Source organism: Bacillus sp. FSL K6-0069, assembly GCF_038007785.1.
GTDB classification, from domain to species: Bacteria; Bacillota; Bacilli; order Bacillales; family Bacillaceae_G; genus Bacillus_A; species Bacillus_A mobilis.
Genome location: NZ_JBBOXN010000001.1, coordinates 3,290,945 through 3,310,752, shown reverse-complemented (window position 1 = coordinate 3,310,752; position 19,808 = coordinate 3,290,945). Strand labels below are relative to the sequence as shown.

Below are 19,808 nucleotides of genomic sequence, written 5' to 3'. Positions count from 1 at the left end.
ATAAGGTGAATATCGAATTGAAAGAAATAATTCAGAAAGAGGAAGAGTTCTCAAAGAAAGAAGAGCAAAAACAGAATGGAGTTTCAACATTTTCCGATGATCATTTGATTCAAGTAATGTGCAGCACATCGGGAAGAGTTTCATATGATTCTGATGTTACGCAGAATACTTATGTGTGGGTTGATTACGGTGATATACAAGCCATGACATATCGTGAATTGGCAGAGATTAAAAGACGTCATCCACGTTATTTGGATGAGGATTGGTTGTTTATTTTGGATGATAATGTACGAGCTATTTTATGTGGCGATGACTCTATCTTTATTAAGCCAGAGGAGGTTGAAAGAATTTTTAATCTACCAACCAAAGAAATGGTAGAAGAGATGCGAAAACGTAAGTACTCTGCATATGGAATTTTAGCCCACAATGCATTTTTGCGATGTAAAAATGGACAAATCACTGACTTAGAAAAAATGAAAGCATTAGTAAATGAGTTTGGATATTATCTTGAAGATTTCCTAGAGTCCTAATACGAGGGCTCTTTTTTTGAAATCATACAACTTGTTCCGAATTCGAAATTCATCAAGGTTTTCATTGAATCTTTTATATTATGCTACTATTTTAGATGACTTTTTTTTAATCTTTCAAGTAAAGTGTTTTAAGTAAGCTCAAAATAACTGTATTAGTAATATTATTATATAAATTCCAAAAAGTTAAGGATTGCATATCGGATTTTTAATATAATATATAAATATAAATCTTTACTTAATGTAAGTTATACATAATTTTAAATTTAGAGGAGTGTATTGATATGCAGAAGGTAATTTATTTTGATGAAGGATCTGCAACAGATATGTTACAGATAGAATATGGCGGAGAACTTATTTCAGTTGATGAAGATAAGGGAACGGTACAGTTTGGAGGAAAAGCCGAAGCTGGAGTGGAGGTAGGTGCAGGTACTAATTTTTTTACAGCGATTAAGGCGGCTTTTACAACAAAAATAAATGTAAATTCCTCATTCGCGAAGGATTCTCTTGTCACTAAAACAATTTCAAATACAATTCTAGCTGATTTTTATAATCTTAGTAGTAAATTAGAAGCTGAGAAAAAAATACATATCTTTAAGGGTTTTCAAATTAGGCCCATCAAAAATTCATTTTCATTCATAAAGATGTATACCCCTTATATAAAAATTTTCAAGGAAGATTCGGCCCTTGTTGAGGAAATGAAAGACTTTGATGTTCAAAACTTTGATGAAATCTTAAAAAATGCAAGGGGATACTATGAGCTCCTTGCATATAAAAATAATGATCGTATAATATTAAGATTTAATATTAACGCTTTGAAAAATGCATATAGTTTAATGGATTTACCTAAAATGAAATTAAACTATTACGCTGTGGAGATAGGTGAAAGTGAAGAAACAGATTTTATAATAGAAAATGAACTAAAAGTGGAAACAGTTTCTGAACTGCCTTCGATAAGCGAGTTAATGGGTGATAGTCCTACTAATCAGGGGGCAAATGATCTCTTGAAAATGTATGATGTTATTCTAGCTGGAGTAGAGGTGAAAACTGATGGAAATTGAAATATTTAATGGACCAAAAGGAGAGTTTATAAAACTAGTACCAACTGAAGGGAGCTTTACACTTACTAATTTGGTTAGATTTATAGATTCAAAAGACTCTTCTTTGCAGGAAGCTCAATACAGCTACGATACTTTAGTGATTCATTCGGATGAATATTCAGGGGTTGCTGATTTTTTTATTGAAGGTTTTTTGATTTATTGCATACATTTCTCTGAGAAATTTGGTTATACAAAAATATTATTACATAATCCGCCTGCTAAAATTTTGAATCAAATAGAATCTGCAAATTTACAATTAGAAATCGAAATAATCAATTATGAATATCCTAGATTAGAGTTGGCAAATTTATCGAAAATAAAACGTGATTTTGAGAATGTTATATATGGTCAGACTAATGTTAAAGATGAACTTTTGAGAACATTATATAGTCTGACAAATCATGGGGTTCATAAACCAACAGTAGTTATGCTATATGGTCCTTCTAGCGTAGGGAAAACAGAGACAGCCAAATTTGTGAATGAAATTATAAATCCAAATCAAAAATTATTTAGAAAGCAGTTATCTATGTTTCATAATGAAAATTTTATGAATTATATCTTTGGTGATAAAAGTAATTCATTTGCAAAGGATTTGCTAGATAGGGAGACAAATGTTATTTTATTGGATGAATTTGATAAAGCGCATCCAATGTTTTATAGCGCATTTTATCAATTGTTTGATGAAGGAATGTACACCGATAAATTTTATGAAGTAAATCTAGAAAATACTATTATTTTTTGTACTTCAAATTACCATAATGAAAAAGAAATAAAAGAAAAATTAGGTGATCCTATTTTTTCTCGTTTTAATCGTTTTATTAAATATGTTGAGCTATCTAATGAAGCTAAAGAAGCAATCATAGAAGCAGTATATGATGAAGAGTTATTAAAATTTAATTATAAAGATATAGAAATAATAAAGGGGTGGGACATAAAGGATAAACTCAAAAGAAATATATCTTCCCTAGATAATGCGCGGGAAATCAGAAAAATTATGATTCAGATGATGACTTATCCACTTATTGAGAAACTATAGTTATGTCAACTTTTAATTCTAAACATAGTGTAAATTTCAGAAGAAGTAAGTATAGGAAAATATAATTAAGAGTAAATTTTTCATTATAGGGAAAGAGCAGCAATAAGCTGTTCTTCTTTATTTTGAATATTTTACAGTTTTTATCATATGAAAAACCTTTAATAGTAAAGAGTATAAAAATATTGAGGGTGGTTATTGCATGTTTTTTAATAAAATAAAGAGTTTAAAGAGAGAATATCAAAAATTGAAAGAATTGTATGGTGAAATACAAGATAGCGAGAAAACACTAAAAGAAGAAGTAGAACGGTTGCTAGAGGTTAAAGAAAATAATGAATTTGTCGAATCTATGCTGAAAAAAGGAAATATAATTGATGGAGTTGAATTTAATAAGAGTTCTGTGAAATATTATGTTTGTGTTTCTATGGATAGTAAGAGCATTACTTTATCCTTACAGAATAAAAGAACAGGGCATCCATATCCAAGATTATATGCGAATTTCTATCAAGATATTCAGAATCCTTTTATTGTTACGTGCTATATTAATGATGTGTTTGCAGTACAAGAAGATATTGGTAATGGTTCAATACTGATACAGTATTTAATTAAATGGGCCAAAAAAATGAATGCATGTCAAGTAAATGGAATGCTCTCATATGTAGATGTAGAAAAGTTTGATAAACTAGAACAATTTTATACAAAGAATGGTTTCACGGTTAATTTTAATAAAAATAGAACAAGTGGAAGTATAAATTTAAAATTTTAATGATTTTTATTAGGTAAAAATATTTGGATGTATTCTGGACAGAAGATAAATAATTTAATCAGTAATCATAATAATATTAAAGATAGATAAAGTAAAAGATATATGTGATGATTGGAAATTTTCAGTGTTGTTTTTGTTTGTTTATGTTTAGGTTATTTTGAATTGTTGATTTTTATTTGTTATGAAATAAAGAATGGATTGAAATGTAAAAGATTAGTAAGATAGTGATTACACAAGATGATAATACACCTGAATATCTGGAAGGGATTGTTCAATTAGGTTCTGCAGAATACAATGATATTGATTGTGAAGTTATGGATGAAAGTTCTTTTACCGAGGATTTACATTCAATGTCGGACTTAGTTGGTAATACAGAGTTTCACTCAAGAGACGAGCTTTGGCTCGTCTTTTTTATCACGTATCGAACCAATCAGATCACCGTTTACTTATGAACATCCTGTTTAGGAACAGTATCTAGATACTGTTGGTATTGGTGTTAAAATATGAATAAAGCGAAATGTTTTGTTACTAAAAAGTTTCATGTGTATAGATGTTATAGTTATAAGGGTATCTCTGGATTTGTCGGTAGGATATAAATGGAAAATGGGAAAGCGGGGAAATTGCTGATTACTATGATATAAACGGAAAAATTATATCTGAGGATACAGTAAGTAAAGCACTGCGTAATACTGCAGATTTATTTGATTTTCAGCTTAATAGAAATAATGTAAAGGAGGAAGAATAAATGAATAGAGAAATATCATTAAATTATTTTAACGAATTAATCGATAAAAATAAGAGTATGTTTTTATGCGGAAATGGATTCAGTATGAATTTTGACAGCGATTTTGGGAATATCTTCGATCGGTTATATGATGGGCATAAAGAACTTTTGATAAACTCCGAATATAAAGTGAATGCAAAAAATAAGGCATTTAATAAAAAGTGTAACGATAATTATAGAAGTGTATTGAAACACTTGAAGTATATAAGGAAAGAAGAGTTACGCAAATTATTTGAAGATGCCTATATATTTGCACGTTCAATTAATGATAATAATAAATTACTCACCGATTTAGATGAAAATGGATTAATTACAAAATTAATTTTTTCGGTAAGTCAGAAAACGATTTTAGAACAGGTATGTAAGGTTGGGAAGGAAAAAGGTCTATCATATGTTAACATAGAACATTGGACTATTTTAATCTATTTTTATTTTGCGATTCAAAGGATTAATCACTCATATTATAAATTTCCAGAAGATAATTCATTTATTGCTGTTATTAAAGCTGGAAATAACTATCCTGCAACTATAATGCTAGGGGATCATATAGAAGAAGATGTATTGTTCAATGGTTGCTCTACTTATTTGCGAATGTTATTTTCAGTAGTTATATTTGCTAAAGAGAAATCAGTTGACATAAATTTGCTAAATAAAAAAGAGAAAATAGATATTAGCATATTAAAAGGGTTTTTAGGGCATTTCAATATATTAACATCATTAAACTATGATCATTTAATGGAGAAAATAACGGAAAGAAAAGTAGAACATTTCCATGGGGAATTTGTTATAAATAAAAAAGAGTATGTATACCATCAAAGCTTTGGTTTAAATCATACGAATGGATATGTGAGTTTTTCCGATGTATTAATTGGTGATTATTTTTTATTTAAATCTATTTTTCCAATAATATGGAATTTAGCGAACGAGAAAACTCGAACAGGAAAAAATATTGAAATGTTTGGTCAGAGAAGTGATAGAATTATTCGTGAAAATAATATTAATACAATCGTTATATTTGGCATGAATATAGAGAATGATCAACATGTGCTTAGGAATCTAATGGCGTCTTCTTATTTTGGAGGAATTAAAAGTCAAAAGATAGTGTATTGTTATTTTAATGAACAAGAAAGAGACGATTTTGCTAATCAATATGAGGCTGTTATTACCTTTGATGAAAAGTTAAGTGATTATGCAAGAGATATAGAAGTGAATTATATTAAGACACAAGATATTTTAAATGCATATTTTTATAAAGATGAGGTAGTTGAAGGATTATTTAAATAACCATCACATTTTGATTAGTTTCATTGTGGGGAGTATTTTTATGGTATTTCCTTTGTATAATGCACTATTAAAAGAAAATAATATGAAACTGTTTTTTATTAGTTAGTATAATGTCTCTTATCATCTCTGTTAGTGTGTATATAATGAAGTTTATATGTATAGTAAAATATGGTATTTTTATTAGTGACAGTATGGAATTTATAAAAGGGAGCGGGATAAGTAAATGTTGAAAAAATGGGGAGTTACGCTATTGATAGTGGCACTAGTGGCTGGATGTTCGTCAAAGACAGATACAGTCAAAGAAGAAACTAAAAATGAAGAATCAAAAGTAGAAGAAAAGGTAGAAGAAAAGGTAGAAGAAACTAAAGTTGAACAAGTTAAAGAAGAACCAAAAGTTAGTTCAGTTGAAGATGAGAAAGAGAAGAGAAAAAAATATGTTGATAATATTATTATCATTATGGAAAAGACTGCAATGGCAAATGATATTATTCAAAAGTTACTAAATCAAGCAGAATCTAATCCAACGTTGTTTGGAGATAGTAAGTGGAAAGATGCTATAATAAATGGATACAAAGCAATTGGAAATGATTATGGCACATTAAAAACATATCCACAACAACATATTCCAGATGCATATAAACAACATCATGAAACATTAGTAAAAAGTTATGAAGTAATGATGGATAGTGGGACAAAAATATTGCAAGCAGTCAATGAAACAAATTCAGATAAAATGAAAGAAGGATTAGAATTAAGACATAAATCTAAAGATTTGTTTGATAAATATGGCAATGACCTAGCGAGTGTCCCAGACCCAAAATAATTAAGGAATTCCTCCAAGGTAGTTTGGGTGAAAGAGCCTATACAAAAGCAGTAAATGGTTTGTTTTAACGTGTGAAGTGATAAAAATAGATGAATGATAAACCACTTTTGTATAATATACTAGAATTATAAGGGTTTTGATGCAAATGGGACAAAACCTTCCCAAAAAAAATTAATCAAATGACGAGTGCGATGAACAAGCAACAAATGAAATAAGCGCTAAAAGACACTCACTAAGAGTGTCTTTCTTTTATTGATTATAGAGTTTGATTATTTTAAAAATACTTTATTTTTCACGAACTGAAGCAATTCTCATTTTATATGTTTTTAAGTTATTTCGTTTTAGAATTTATCACCAATAGTTCAAAGTTTAATAGAGTAATATGTATTTGATTTCAGTAGGCTGCTATCATTATAGATTTGCCATATTAGAGATGTTTTAAAGTCGTTTTTGTATAATAAGGAATGATTTTTTATTAATGAAAGATTAGGGGGATAATTACATAATTAGAATTGCTATAGGAATGAAAGAATTCAACATGATGATTCCAGTAGGAGTTTATTCAAATGGAGATGTAATAGATTTACATATTGATGATTTAACAGATAAAGAGAAAAAAGAGTTCAAAGAAATGGTTAAAGATTTTAAGCAAATCAATAATAAAGTTTATCAGTAGGAGGGTGACGTTATTGGATTCTAAAAAATATAAAATTAAAGCTAGTGCGAGTGTGGGATCAAAAATTGCCTACAAAACAACAGAATATGTTAAACATAAGTCTCTAACTACGTTATTGACAGGTGGAGTTTTTCCTGTTCCGCCTATAGCAAATCCACTGATTAATAAAATAAGATATTCCTCAACTCATCTAGAACCAGGATTAGGATCGCCAGTTTATTGTGACTTATTATTTGGTTTAGCTGAACATTCTGGTATATATATTGGCGATTTTGATGTTATGCAATTGAATAGACACGGATTAGTTGAAGTAGTGAACTTACTTGAATTCACCGATAATATATCAACCACGTCAAGAGATATATTGTTCCCTTTAGATAAATCTAATTCAACTTCAATTGAATTCAAAGATGCTTATTGGAGAGCGATTCTTAATGAAGATGAAAAAATAAAATATAACGTGGTCACTAATAATTGTCATAAATTCACTAGTGGTTGCTTAACAGGTGATTTTGATCAAAACAACCAACTATTAGACTTTATGAAGTGCACAACAGAAAAATTATATGGAAAACAGATAGAATGGTGTAGGTGGGATTGGGAATGGCAAATAAGGGAGTAAATTCTCCTTTATTTTTAATCTGATAACTTCGCACGATATTTCCTTTTGAAAATTCCACATAGTATGTATTTATTGTGTAATTGAACGATTTATTCTTAGTGTTAATTTAGTTGTATTATTTTGAGGGCTCCAGAAAGGGAGCTTTTTTAATTAACTGGATTATATAAGAATAAGCTTGTTAAATCCATGATACTAAGATGTATACCGCTCCTTATGAATTGGTATTCATCTTAGTGATATTAGAATTTACTTTTAGATAATGTTTTTAATATAAGATTCATGATTCTATCTATTAAACGAAATCCCCTAAATATCGAGCTAATAACTTTCTTAACGGCTTTCTCCACATTTACATTTCTATCTTCTAAAAAATTAAATACATACTCTTTAGAACAGTATCGACTTGAATCAAATTGATTTGCTAAATATTCGTTCACAAGGTAAAAGTGTTTATGAGTTTGGATGTTGACGTTCTCACCGCATGTTGAGCATTTGAGAGTTGAATTGATCTTTCTTTTTGTACTCATTTTCCTTTGTTCACATAAATCATCTTATACATTTAATAAAACCCCATTTCAATAGCATTTTTAGATGATATAGTGATTGCTTTGTAATATGAAACTAGATCCTTGAAATAATTAGTAAATGATATCAATATAAGTGTAACATACAAATAATTGAATATGATTTGAATTTAACATATACTGTAAATGTATTCTTCTATATAATTTGTAAGCTAATCACTTTGAATAGATTAATGTGCCAATGAATAAAAGGAGCAATTGAAAATGGGATTTAGAGATTTCTTGTATAATGTACAAAACTCAAAGCTAGGATGCAAAATCACGGAAACAAAAGATGCGGTAAGATACAGTAAAGTAGGATGGGCAGTAAGTGATGCAAAAGACAAAATCGCAGATGCTACTTATTCAGCGAAAGAAGCCATCAATCAAAAGAAATTTGAGCGAGAAATGAGAGACAGAAATATAGAAAAAGAATTTATAAGTCCATTGGCAACTGGTCCAGTCATAACTAAGGCTCGGACTAATTTAGAACCAGGTGTAGGTTCTCCGATATACTGCGATCTAGGGTTTAATAAAATGGAACATTCAGGTATTTATGTTGGGAATAACGAAGTTGTTCATTTGAACGGCAACGGTCAGATTGAAAAAGTAAGCTTGAATGGATTCACAAGCAATGTAACATCTGTACTAAAAGCAATAAGGGTTCCGTTTGATAAAGAATTTGGTATGCCGATTTCCTTTGAATCTTCTCATCAAAGAGCATTGAATAGCGTTGGCAAATCAAGAGATTATAATTTAGTACTAGATAATTGTCATCAATTCACTAGCGGCTGCCTAACTGGAGATTTTGAATCCTGTGATAACTTTCTTACTTATCTTAAATGGTCTACTGAGAAATCCTATGGAGGAAATATTAGATGGGTAGATTGGAATTGGAAATAATGCTTGAGAAGAGGGGAGTGTAAACTACTCTTTTTTAACACTTTATAAGTCTGCACGGAATCCAGATTTTACGAACACTAGGGAGTAATATAATAAAATAGGGGTCATACAATAAAATAAATATATAAGATCGGCTGAAATAGCTTTTAAAGTTAGTAGTTAATTCTTTTCTTAATTATGTTATATGATTGCTCACTAAAGCACTAAAAAACCTCAAATAGAGGTTCTTTAGTGTAGATCTTCTTCGTGAAAACTTGTAGTGATATCGAAAGTAACAGGTCCTGACCAAATGCCGAGCAGTACCAATAAGTGTTCGTGTAGCAAATCTGCTGTTGTATCGAAGCCGAGTGCATCAATCCAAGCACAATCCACTCGATAGATTTTCCATCCCAAAGCTTTTTTAAGATAAAAGTCACGATTTTTATCTTTTACTTTGTCATGATAATCATCACAGTCTATTTCATAGCAAATTTTCTCACCATTCTTGGCATAGAAAACTATATCTAGACTACATCTCCCACATCTTATTTCGAACCCTGGTCCTATGAATCGATTTTCATCCCAGCAAAGACGGTATAACGCATCATACACACCTTGTTGTGTAAAACTTGGTCTGGGAACGAAAATCGGTTTGTTAGAACCTTCATCATTAAAACTATTTTCATGAAGCAACATTATGAATCCTCCTACAAAAATATATTTAGCCCTAGCGTTGCTTCCCCAAGAAGTTTTTCCTCTCTCGAGTAAAAACTTCTTCTATCCCTTTGATAACAATGTATGAGTGAGTTGTGAAAATATGACAAAGAATTATCAGATTAATAGAAGGAAGTGGTCAGACTTTCGATTAGTCAGTCATGTAAGATGTCGTAAAATAAATGGTTTTAGTATCCATATGCTTTTAGTGACCACCAAATAGACACGTAAATGTGACCAAAATAAAAGAGCGCTTAATAATAGCGCTCAGTAAAAAATAGTTATATGGAAGCATTTATTCAATATTAGAACCGAAAATTTTAGTACTGGATGGTCACAAACGTGGTCACGCCTGTGGACACAAAATTGTTATTTTAAACACTTTATTAGTCACTTTTTATGGAAGAATTTATTCAACCCCGTTCGGATCATAAGAATACTGCTGCTTATTCTCAATCCGCTCAATCACATCTTGCAACTCATCCGGCTTCAGAAACTCAATTGGAGAGAAGCCTTTCTCAAACGTAAGTGTATCAGCCTCAATCATTAATACGTATCGGTCATTTACCTTTGCGATATGTATTTGATCCCCGAAATCAGCGAGCAGGGCCTTTACAGAGATATGGTCTGCTTTTAGCTTTAATTCCACTTCAGGAGCATGCTCGACGATTTGAGCTGTAGCTTCCATTACTTCTTCGGTTGAAAATTGTTCCATAATTTCACGTTTCGGACTGGCAGCCCATACTTCCATCGCTTGGTCGAATTGTTCACGTTCTTCCGTACCTTCTTCAAATACATCTTCAATTTGGTCATATACCATGTCCATTACTTGTGTTTTCATAATTTCAGGCATAGAGCGTTCGTACTCGACGAATTTTAAGAAGTCTTCAAAGTAGCGGGCGTGTGATGCTTGGTGAATTTTTAGTTCGCCCACTTCGACCATACCTTCTTCAGGCATGTACGGATATTGGATAGATTTCATGTTTTTTGTTGTGATGGCCATTTCAACGTTACGAATTAGTGTAGATTCATCTGAAATTGAAGCAACTTTCGGTTCAAAGTCACATTTCATAACGAAAACGAATGGATCATCAAAGTATTTGCGTAGTTTTGCTTGCGCAATTAAAAATACACCACCGCGTACAGCACTTGTGTCAAGATATGTATAAACGAGAGGTTCGCTCATATCTTTGAAGTTTTCCTTAGTTTCTGCAAAGCGAATGCGATTAAATAGGTTGTAATGAGGGTTTGAATCAAGTTCGTGTCCTTCTTCTACAATGAAGCGACCGATCTTTGTCGGAGCTTGTTCTGTTTTCGCATGACGTTCTACTTTTCGCTTTGAAATTTTTAATAATTCACCATTCAAAAATTCTTTTAAGGAGCTATCTTCATATTCTTCAGCGTCTAATGTTTGAAAATGTTTGTAGCGTTTATCAACAGCTTCACCTTTTCCTTCTACTTGTACAACATAAAAGGAAAGATAATTTATTTCAAAATCCATATTTATCACCTTGTTTCATTTCATTAACTCTTATCAGTATAGAGATGGAAAAAACTTTCGTCAATTTATATAAGGAAGGGGGAGCCCCTTCCTTCACATATTTTTTATCTTTGGAATTAAAATCCGTCTTCTAATGCTGAAAATGGAATGTTCAGTCTGTTTTCTACTGTACGTAAACGTTGGTTTAAGCGGTTTAATCTACGTGTATGACGCTCAACCGTGTTTTCTAATTGACGTACTCTTTGCTCAAGCTCATTTACTCGTCTTTCTAGTTGACGGTTTCCAGTACCGGGAAAAGAGATTGGAAGTTGGAATTGTCGAGTTTGATCATATGGATTAACTTGTTCTGTTGGCTCTATATATTGTTGGTATTGTGCTTGTAAATCATATTCATATTGAGGTTGATAACCATTTTGGTTATATGGATCGTATGGATTGTAGGGGTACATAAAACATCCTCCATTTCTTTAAAATAGGTTAATTTCACCATAATGTATGTGCAAAAGCGGAGCGGTGGCACGGCAAATACCTATTTATCGGACTTTTATGGGCAGTAAGACCCCCACCTCAAAATGCAGCGAAAGCAAAGAAGTTAGGTGGGGGATCAACTGCCCATAAAAGTCCGATTGGTTCAACTAATAATCAGTGGGGGATGAAGAAAACCCCCACTGATTAAAGTTTCACTTTATGTTCACAGGATGTTCCTTTGTAAATAAGAATATGGAGTTTTTACATTTGTATTTCGTTTGTTTTATGGTATATACTGGATAATGTAATGAGGTTACATAAAGGTTACAATTCAATCAAACTCAAATTTTATGTAAATATGTATAGACATTTGGAAAAGAAAAGGGTAATTTATATAGAGTAAAAAATAACTTGTAACAATTTATAAATATATTGTAAAATGATTGTAACAAAACATACATAAAAATGAAATAATACATAAAAGTAATATTGGGAAAAAGGGGAGAGTATATTGTTCCGTAAAGTAAAGGGTATATTAGTTGGGGTGTTATGTGTAGCTATAGTGAGTGGCTGTGGTGCAAAAGTAAGTGATGTTGCATTAGTAAGTGATATTGGTGGACACACGGTAGAGGCTAAAGCAGAGGTTCAGGATTCTATTAGTTTAGTGGATGGTCGAACTGGTGCGGAAGTGAAAAAGCTAGATTTATCGAGTCTAGGTTATTTTGAAGACGAAGCAAAATTTAAAAAATCGGTAACGAAGGTTGCTAAGGAAGTTGGTAAAAACGTTGACAAAAAGATGGTTCCTTCACGTTTAGCATCTGATGGAAGTTGGCAAGAAGGAAAACCTTCTTATGAATTAATGGAAAAAGAATTAGTAGATAAATTATTAAACGTTGGTATGTGGGATTCTTCATATCAATTACCTATTGTTGAGAAAAAGCCTACTGCAACACTAAGTGATGCGCAAGGAAGTGGTACGGTAATTGGTAGATATGAAACGAATTTAGGTGGCTCAGCAGGTGGCCGTATTGAGAATATCCGTTTGTCAGCAGCGAGCATAAATGGAGTTGTATTAGCAAAAGGAGACAGTTTCTCTTTCAATGCATTAATTGGTGATACAACGCCAGATAAAGGATATCAATTAGGAAAAGAAATTGTAGATGGTAAATTAGTAGATGGATATGGCGGCGGTGTTTGTCAAACATCATCAACATTATACAATGCAGCAGATCAAGCTGGTTTGAAAATGGTAGAAAGAACGACACATTCTAAAACGGTTGGTTACGTTCCACAAGGAAGAGATGCTACAATTGCATATCCATACTTAGACTTAGTGTTTGAAAACACGAATGATGCACCTGTGAAACTTTATATGGGTATTCAGGGCGGAAAGTTAGTTGCTGAAGTACATAAAATGAAATAAGAGTTAAAAAGTCACCTTTTCTGAAAGTTAGAAGAGGTGACTTTTTTATTATGAAAACAAAAATGTATATAAATTCTGACTTTTCTTATTTACATAGGATGATTTTAGTTGTATCCTTCAAAGTAACGGCAATATGTAATGGGAAAATATTGAGATAAGGAGATGGAGTTATTCATGGTACAAATTCATCCGCAAACACGTATTGGTCATGTTGAATTTAAAGTGCAAGATTTAGAGCGCCAAATTGCTTTTTATGAGAATGTAGTAGGCTTAGAAGTAATTAAGCAAGAGGCGAATAAAGCGTATTTATCAGGAAAAGGTGGAGAGAGCACGTTACTTGTTCTTGAAAAGTTAGAGGATGGGAGGCTGCAAGAGCCGCGTACGACTGGTATATATCATGTAGCCTTTTTAGTTCCGACTCGTGAAGCCTTTGCTTCGGCTTTATTTGGGGTGATTCGTAACAAGAATGTAATTGATAGCCCAGTTGAACAAGAAGGGCGTTATACATATTCTAATGAAATTTTACCAATTTCAAGGTTTAATAGTGCAAGTGATCATACGTATAGTGAAGCGTTTTATTTACAAGACTTAGAGGGAAATGGTATTGAAATTTATGCAGACCGTCCGCGTGATCAATGGGGAGAAGGACCAGGAGGAAGTACCCCGCTAGATTTAAAAGAACTGGCAACACTCGTTGATTATGAGGCTGATGGATTACCTGCTAATACTGTCGTTGGGCACGTACATTTACGAATAGCTGATGTAGAGAAGTCACATGAGTTTTATGTAGAGACAGTAGGATTTGAAGTGCAACAACGCGAAGATGACTGCCTATTCATTTCTGCAGGAGGATATCATCACCATATAGGTGCAAATACGTGGAACGGAGTAAATAATCCACACCCACCCGCACATGCAACTGGACTTAAAGTGTATACAATTGTATTACCGCATAAAGAAGCGTTAGATGAAGTGAAAGAAAGATTAATAGAAAAACAACATAAAGTAAACGAAAATACAAACGGATTTACAGTAGTAGATCCTAGCGGTATTATAGTGCAGTTTGAAATAGAAACAGCATAAAAGAAGTCGGAAGGTGTATAATCACTTTCCGACTTCTTTTTGATATGTAATCCAAGTAGCACAAGGATTAAAAGGAAAGGATTTTAATATTTCCATTGCATGTATACTCGTTGAATCGAATTCACCTTGAATGAAAGAATAACCGTGTTTACTTGCATACATAGCTTGTTTGAAAACGAGAAGTTTCAGTAAGGATAAATATTCTGTAGTATGAGTTCCGTACCATCCTAGTTCTACCGTATTATCCTTTTCTGATGTATGGAGGAAAGAGTATCCAATAATTTCATTCTCTTCATCTATCATTACAAAGCTCCCATCTAGTAATGCGTCATCAGCTAAGATCTGTTCTTTCCAAGCTTCGAGCGGGAATGAGGCAACCGGATTTGCTAAGTGAGTATCCTCATAATTCGTTTTTACTAAGTGAGCTAGTTTTTCAAAGAAGCTATTATTGGACAAGATGTTTGATAAGCTTTGTACATCATAATTTGAATGAAGCATTGTATCGATAGGGATGATTTTTTGTACGTCTAATATTGGCATATAAGTTCTTCGGATTTCCGTAAAATTATGTTCTTCATAATAGGCCTTTAAATGAGCCGATGTTTCCCATATAGAGGTTTGTAATGGTAATTTGAAGTTTTCTCGTTTTAGAATCTCGTTTAATAAAAATTGTTCTATGTGTAGTTCTGAATAGAAAGGGTTCGTATATATTCGAAAGTATGTGCAGTATGGATGGAAGCTACTGCTCCAAGTGAAAAAGATGCCTACTACATCTTTTTTATAGCAGGCAACATACGCACATTTTGTTTTACTATCTCGTAATAAGTTAAATAGATAAGAGTCTTCATTATATAAATCAATAAGTTGTTTTACTTTTAGCTCGTTACTTCTACTATATTTCTCTATAATAAGATTATTTTCATTGGATGACTTTTTCATAGCTCAATCCAAAACCTTCTTACTACATTTCCATCTTCTTCAGTGAAATCATCATCACGAAGCCCACCGTTATGTAAAATTGTTTTTTCAGAAGCAGTATTCACTTCGTCGCAAACGACAAGTACTTTCTCAATGTTTAATTCCTTCGTTTTTTCTAGCGATAATTCTAATAACTTCGTAGCATAACCTTTTCTTCTTTCAGAAGGGCGAATGCCATAACCAATATGACCTCCAGCGTTAAATAAATGTTCGGTTAAACTATGACGTATATTAACAGCCCCTACAATTTTATTTTCATTTGTGACGAGCCAATATGTAGAGTCTGGTACCCAAGATTCAGGAAGATTTATGCCGTTATGCGCATCGTGAAGTTCTTGAATCATTGCCGTGAAATTAGATGGATCTTTTGAGATAACCCATGGAATCATCGTTTCACCGCTATCTTTCCATTCTTTATAAAAATCTAAGTATTCTTCTTGTAAATCGGTAGTAGGTGTTAGTAAAAAGACGTTCATTGTTGGTAATCCCCTTTATTTATGTAGTATTTTTAAAAAATTACGATACAAAATGAAAGCGTTTTCTGAACTTTCTCAACCTCATTTTATGCAATCCATATCTCGTTTTTAAATGGAAAGTATAGTTTATGATTTTTCGTATAAAAAGTAGGTTGAATTCAATTTATGTTAATATTAAAAATATTAACATAAATCATCTGGAATATTAAGTGTATTTTAATGAAATGCTTTTATATCGATAAATAGATGTGTGTGATAATTTTTGTTTTATCTATCTATAATGAATGAAAGGGGGAAGGACTCGTGAGTGTAGATGTTGATCTAATTATACGAATCGGTGTTGCGGGTTTGTTAGGAGCAATAATTGGTATTGAAAGGGAAATTCGATCAAAAGAGGCGGGATTAAAAACACATTTCCTAGTAGCGGTAGGAAGTGCTTTAATAATGGTCGTTTCAAAATATGCCTTTTCAGATATTATGAATGAGGAACATATGGCTCTTGATCCGAGCCGTATTGCAGCGCAAGTTGTTAGTGGTGTAGGTTTTTTAGGTGCAGGTACAATTATTATACAAAAGCAGGCGGTGAAAGGATTAACGACAGCAGCTGGTTTATGGGCTACAGCCGGAATTGGATTAGCAATTGGTGCTGGTATGTATGTAGTAGGGATTGGAGCGATGATTCTCGTTTTAATTGGTTTAGAGATTGTGAGTCGTATTTTTAAGGTGCAATTTTTATTTCCGCAAAATATAACAGTGCAAATGTGTATAAATAAACATGAAGCGGTACAACAAATAGTAGAAACGCTACAAGTGAAAGGTATTCCAATACTTTCATATGAAGTAGAAGCTTTACAGCAAGCTACAGAAATAGTTTATAAGGTAGGGATGCAGCTGAAAAATATATCGTCAGAAGAAAAGAATGAATTTATTCAGCATATGCAAACATTACCGGAAGTTACGTTTATAAAGTTAAAATCATAGCGTTGAAAATGAGGATAGATGTAGCAGGAATTTCGCTATTATCTATCTTTTTTTGATATGAAATTCACATAAAGTCAAGTGTTAATTTTGCTAGGCATGGATACGTGTGTGAACGTTCCCTTATTTTTTCTCAATACAGAATAAAAAGTAAGAATAGTAAAATAATGGTGCGGGACACTAAAAAATGTAAGGTAGGGGAGAGCATGAAAGGCTATTCAAAAAAAGTGTTAGTAGGGGTAAGTTTTGCTAGTTTAATGTTAGGGAGTTTCCAAGGGAGCACATTGGCAGAAAGTACAAAGGGAGAGCAAGTTTCTTATCGGAATGTGCTCAAAATGGAGCCAGTTGGTGTACAATTACCAGTGCAAGAATTAGCTCATTCATCAAAAGTGCTTGAAAATAAGTCTTTTGAGAAAAGGCTACAACTTGCTGATTTGTCGCAAAGACCGCCTGAAGTGAAAAAAGAAAGCAAGCAATTAGCTGCAGCGAAAACTTATACAATTGCTGAATTAAATCAATTAAGCAATCAGCAGTTAGTAGATTTACTTGTAACAATTGATTGGGAGCAAATTACGGGTCTATTTCAATTTAATAAGGATAGCCTAGCATTCTATCAAAATGACAGTAGGATGCAGGCGATTATTGATAAATTGAAGCAGCAAGGACAAGCCTATACGAAGGATGATTCCAAAGGGATTGAAACTTTAGTAGAGGTATTACGATCAGGATTTTATTTAGGATTTTATCATACAGAATTAAGTAAACTAAATGAGCGGAGCTATCATGATAAATGTTTACCTGCATTAAAAACGATTGCGAATAACCCGAATTTCAAACTCGGTACGTTAGAACAAAATAGAGTTGTATCATCATACGGAAAATTAATAGGAAATGCTTCGAGTGATGTGGAAACGATAACATCAGCTGCAAAGATTTTTAAACAATATAACGATAATTTTTCTACATTGGTAGATAATCTTTCAGCTGGAAATGCGATTTACGATATTATGCAAGGTGTGGATTACGACATTCAATCGTATTTGTACGATACGAGAAAGGAACCGAAAGATACAGTATGGTACCAAAAAATTGATAGCTATATTAATGAATTAAGTCGTTTTGCCTTAATTGGAACGGTGACGGCGAAGAATGGTTGGTTAATTAATAATGGTATTTATTATACGGGTAGACTTGGTACGTTCCATAGTACAGGAACGAAAGGATTGCAAGTTGTAACAGACGCGATGAAAATGTATCCGTATTTAGGAGAGCAATATTTCGTAGCGGCTGAGCAAATCGCGACGAATTATGGCGGGAAAGATGCAAATGGAAATGTTGTTAATTTAGATCAAATACGAGAAGATGGGAAGAAAAAGTATTTGCCGAAAACGTATACGTTTGATGATGGTGCAATTGTATTAAAAGCTGGAGATAAAGTGACAGAAGAAAAAGTAAAACGTCTATATTGGGCGGCAAAAGAAGTGAAGGCACAATTCCATCGTACGGTTGAAAGTGATCAACCTTTAGAAAAAGGAAATCCTGATGATGTATTAACGATGGTTATTTATAATAGTCCAGCTGAATATCAATTTAATCGTCAATTATACGGTTATGAAACGAATAACGGTGGTCTTTATATAGAAGGAACAGGTACGTTCTTTACTTATGAGCGTACGCCAGAAGAAAGTATTTATAGTTTAGAAGAATTGTTCCGACACGAGTTCACGCATTACTTACAAGGTAGATATGAAGTACCAGGACTTTGGGGACAAGGTAAGATGTATGAGAATGAGAGATTATCTTGGTTTGAAGAAGGAAATGCGGAGTTTTTTGCAGGGGCAACGAGAACAGATAATGTTGTACCGAGAAAGAGTATTATAGGAGGGGTATCTTCAAATCCAGCAGAACGTTATACGGCAGAGCGAACATTAAATGCAAAGTATGGAACGTGGGATTTCTATAATTATTCCTTCGCTTTACAATCGTACATGTACAATAAGAGATATGATATGTTTGACAAAATTCATGATCTTATTAGAAAAAATGATGTAACAGCATATGATGCATACCGTTCTGCTTTAAGTAAAGATGCGAATTTAAATAAAGAGTATCAAGATTATATGCAAATGTTAGTCGATAACCGTGAGAAATATAATGTTCCATTAGTATCAAATGATTATTTAGCAACTCATGCACCAAAACCAGTTTCAGATATTGCGGCAGAAATTACAGCAGAAGCAAAATTAAGCAATGTATCAGTTAAGAAAAATAAATCACAGTTCTTTAATACATTTACACTACAAGGCACGTATACAGGTACTACTGCAAAAGGGGAATATGAAGACTGGAAAACAATTACACAAAACGTGAATGATACGTTAAAACGTTTAAGTGCAAAAGAATGGACAGGCTATAAAACAGTAACAGCGTATTTTGTAAATTATCGTGTAAATGCATCAGGACAATTTGAATATGATGTTGTATTCCACGGTATTAATACAGAAGAAGGTACTGTGAATAAAGCACCAGTTGCGGTTATAAATGGTCCATATAGCGGAAATATAAATGAAGCAATTTCGTTTAAAAGCGATGGATCAAAAGATGAAGATGGAAAAATTGTTGCTTATAAATGGGAGTTTGGTGATGGTACTGTAAGTAATGAACAAAATCCGACTCACGTGTATACAAAAGAAGGAACATATACGGCGAAATTAACAGTAACCGATGACAAAGGATTAACAAATACGGTTACAACGAATGTAACGGTTCAAAAGAAAGAAGATAACAGTGTAGAAAAAGAGCCAAATAACTCATTCCAGACAGCGAATAAACTGCAATTGAATCAAGTTTTACGTGCTAGTTTAGGAAATGGTGACACGAGTGATTACTTTGAAATTAATATAGAAACGGCGAAAAACCTACAAATTAATGTAACGAAGGAAAATAATATCGGAGTAAACTGGGTTCTTTATTCAGAAGCAGATTTAAATAATTATGTTACGTATGCCCAGCAAGAAGGAAATAAGTTAGTAGGAAGTTACTACACGTATCCAGGGAAATATTATCTACATGTGTATCAGTATGGTGGGGGAACAGGGAATTATACGGTAGAAGTGAAATAGAAAAA

Annotated in this window: 18 protein-coding genes; 13 read left to right on the top strand and 5 right to left on the bottom strand. The window is 32.5% G+C overall.

Annotated elements, in window-relative coordinates; all coding sequences use genetic code 11:
- Positions 1-17: 17 nt before the first annotated feature.
- The 9 genes from MHB74_RS17005 to MHB74_RS16965 all read left to right on the top strand — a co-directional run bounded on the left by MHB74_RS17005 (position 18) and on the right by MHB74_RS16965 (position 9,081).
- Positions 18-530, top strand: coding sequence for a hypothetical protein (locus MHB74_RS17005; protein ID WP_141658094.1), 513 nt, complete (start codon positions 18-20; stop codon positions 528-530).
- A gap of 281 nt (positions 531-811) precedes the next feature.
- The gene (locus MHB74_RS17000) at positions 812-1,588 is read left to right on the top strand and encodes a DUF6414 family protein (RefSeq protein ID WP_061679951.1); all 777 of its coding nucleotides are present in this window, start codon (positions 812-814) and stop codon (positions 1,586-1,588) included.
- The gene (locus MHB74_RS16995; protein WP_061679950.1) at positions 1,578-2,663 is read left to right on the top strand and encodes an AAA family ATPase; all 1,086 of its coding nucleotides are present in this window, start codon (positions 1,578-1,580) and stop codon (positions 2,661-2,663) included. The genes MHB74_RS17000 and MHB74_RS16995 overlap by 11 nt, the downstream gene beginning before the upstream one ends.
- A 199-nt stretch (positions 2,664-2,862) precedes the next feature.
- Positions 2,863-3,426, top strand: coding sequence for a GNAT family N-acetyltransferase (locus MHB74_RS16990; protein ID WP_061679949.1), 564 nt, complete (start codon positions 2,863-2,865; stop codon positions 3,424-3,426).
- 745 nt (positions 3,427-4,171) lie between these two features.
- Positions 4,172-5,494, top strand: coding sequence for a hypothetical protein (locus tag MHB74_RS16985; protein ID WP_061679947.1), 1,323 nt, complete (start codon positions 4,172-4,174; stop codon positions 5,492-5,494).
- A gap of 250 nt (positions 5,495-5,744) precedes the next feature.
- The gene (locus MHB74_RS16980; protein WP_141658093.1) at positions 5,745-6,317 is read left to right on the top strand and encodes a hypothetical protein; all 573 of its coding nucleotides are present in this window, start codon (positions 5,745-5,747) and stop codon (positions 6,315-6,317) included.
- Between the two features lie 538 nt (positions 6,318-6,855).
- Positions 6,856-6,993, top strand: coding sequence for a hypothetical protein (locus tag MHB74_RS16975; RefSeq protein ID WP_270401037.1), 138 nt, complete (start codon positions 6,856-6,858; stop codon positions 6,991-6,993).
- Between the two features lie 13 nt (positions 6,994-7,006).
- Positions 7,007-7,615, top strand: a complete 609-nt coding sequence (locus MHB74_RS16970) for a hypothetical protein (RefSeq protein ID WP_061679945.1) — start codon at positions 7,007-7,009, stop codon at positions 7,613-7,615.
- Positions 7,616-8,403: 788 nt separating this feature from the next.
- Positions 8,404-9,081 carry a lecithin retinol acyltransferase family protein gene (locus tag MHB74_RS16965; protein WP_270401038.1) on the top strand — a complete coding sequence of 226 codons (678 nt, stop codon included), beginning with the start codon at positions 8,404-8,406 and terminating at the stop codon, positions 9,079-9,081.
- A 228-nt stretch (positions 9,082-9,309) separates the two neighbouring features.
- On the opposite strand, the gene MHB74_RS16960 is transcribed toward MHB74_RS16965, so the two are convergent.
- From MHB74_RS16960 to MHB74_RS16950, 3 genes are all read right to left on the bottom strand, one after another.
- Positions 9,310-9,756 carry a hypothetical protein gene (locus tag MHB74_RS16960; RefSeq protein ID WP_061679944.1) on the bottom strand — a complete coding sequence of 149 codons (447 nt, stop codon included), beginning with the start codon at positions 9,754-9,756 and terminating at the stop codon, positions 9,310-9,312.
- 427 nt (positions 9,757-10,183) lie between these two features.
- Positions 10,184-11,275 (bottom strand): DUF3900 domain-containing protein, encoded by a 1,092-nt coding sequence (locus tag MHB74_RS16955; RefSeq protein ID WP_000345048.1) that lies wholly within the window; start codon positions 11,273-11,275, stop codon positions 10,184-10,186.
- Positions 11,276-11,391: 116 nt separating this feature from the next.
- Entirely contained in the window at positions 11,392-11,724 is a 333-nt protein-coding gene (locus tag MHB74_RS16950) for a hypothetical protein (protein WP_061676395.1), read from the bottom strand.
- Between the two features lie 530 nt (positions 11,725-12,254).
- On the opposite strand from MHB74_RS16950, the gene MHB74_RS16945 reads away from it, so the two are divergent.
- On the top strand, positions 12,255-13,166 hold the full coding sequence (locus MHB74_RS16945; RefSeq protein WP_061677723.1) for a VanW family protein: 912 nt from the start codon (positions 12,255-12,257) through the stop codon (positions 13,164-13,166).
- Positions 13,167-13,340: 174 nt separating this feature from the next.
- On the top strand, positions 13,341-14,249 hold the full coding sequence (locus tag MHB74_RS16940) for a VOC family protein (protein WP_061677721.1): 909 nt from the start codon (positions 13,341-13,343) through the stop codon (positions 14,247-14,249).
- A gap of 21 nt (positions 14,250-14,270) precedes the next feature.
- Here MHB74_RS16940 and MHB74_RS16935 read toward each other — a convergent pair whose 3' ends face one another.
- A complete protein-coding gene (locus MHB74_RS16935) occupies positions 14,271-15,188 on the bottom strand; it encodes a hypothetical protein (protein ID WP_061677720.1) in 918 nt (305 codons plus the stop codon).
- A complete protein-coding gene (locus MHB74_RS16930; RefSeq protein WP_061677719.1) occupies positions 15,185-15,703 on the bottom strand; it encodes a GNAT family N-acetyltransferase in 519 nt (172 codons plus the stop codon). Before MHB74_RS16930 ends, MHB74_RS16935 begins: the two co-directional genes overlap by 4 nt.
- 303 nt (positions 15,704-16,006) lie before the next feature.
- Here MHB74_RS16930 and MHB74_RS16925 point away from each other — a divergent pair, with 303 nt between their 5' ends.
- Both MHB74_RS16925 and colA read left to right on the top strand, forming a co-directional pair.
- Positions 16,007-16,684, top strand: a complete 678-nt coding sequence (locus tag MHB74_RS16925) for an MgtC/SapB family protein (RefSeq protein ID WP_061677718.1) — start codon at positions 16,007-16,009, stop codon at positions 16,682-16,684.
- A 203-nt stretch (positions 16,685-16,887) separates the two neighbouring features.
- Complete coding sequence (gene colA / locus MHB74_RS16920) at positions 16,888-19,803, top strand: collagenase ColA (protein ID WP_061677717.1); 2,916 nt, start codon at positions 16,888-16,890, stop codon at positions 19,801-19,803.
- The last annotated feature ends 5 nt before the right edge of the window (positions 19,804-19,808 follow it).

Excerpts from the sequence above, each read along its gene's own strand:
- MHB74_RS17000 (WP_061679951.1), top strand. The coding sequence starts at position 812 with ATGCAGAAGGTAATTTATTTTGATGAAGGATCTGCAACAGATATGTTA.
- MHB74_RS16995 (WP_061679950.1), top strand. The coding sequence starts at position 1,578 with ATGGAAATTGAAATATTTAATGGACCAAAAGGAGAGTTTATAAAACTA.
- MHB74_RS16990 (WP_061679949.1), top strand. The coding sequence starts at position 2,863 with ATGTTTTTTAATAAAATAAAGAGTTTAAAGAGAGAATATCAAAAATTG.
- MHB74_RS16985 (WP_061679947.1), top strand. The coding sequence starts at position 4,172 with ATGAATAGAGAAATATCATTAAATTATTTTAACGAATTAATCGATAAA.
- MHB74_RS16975 (WP_270401037.1), top strand. The coding sequence starts at position 6,856 with ATGATGATTCCAGTAGGAGTTTATTCAAATGGAGATGTAATAGATTTA.
- MHB74_RS16965 (WP_270401038.1), top strand. The coding sequence starts at position 8,404 with ATGGGATTTAGAGATTTCTTGTATAATGTACAAAACTCAAAGCTAGGA.
- MHB74_RS16960 (WP_061679944.1), bottom strand. The coding sequence starts at position 9,756 with ATGTTGCTTCATGAAAATAGTTTTAATGATGAAGGTTCTAACAAACCG.
- MHB74_RS16955 (WP_000345048.1), bottom strand. The coding sequence starts at position 11,275 with ATGGATTTTGAAATAAATTATCTTTCCTTTTATGTTGTACAAGTAGAA.
- MHB74_RS16950 (WP_061676395.1), bottom strand. The coding sequence starts at position 11,724 with ATGTACCCCTACAATCCATACGATCCATATAACCAAAATGGTTATCAA.
- MHB74_RS16940 (WP_061677721.1), top strand. The coding sequence starts at position 13,341 with ATGGTACAAATTCATCCGCAAACACGTATTGGTCATGTTGAATTTAAA.
- MHB74_RS16935 (WP_061677720.1), bottom strand. The coding sequence starts at position 15,188 with ATGAAAAAGTCATCCAATGAAAATAATCTTATTATAGAGAAATATAGT.
- MHB74_RS16930 (WP_061677719.1), bottom strand. The coding sequence starts at position 15,703 with ATGAACGTCTTTTTACTAACACCTACTACCGATTTACAAGAAGAATAC.
- colA (WP_061677717.1), top strand. The coding sequence starts at position 16,888 with ATGAAAGGCTATTCAAAAAAAGTGTTAGTAGGGGTAAGTTTTGCTAGT.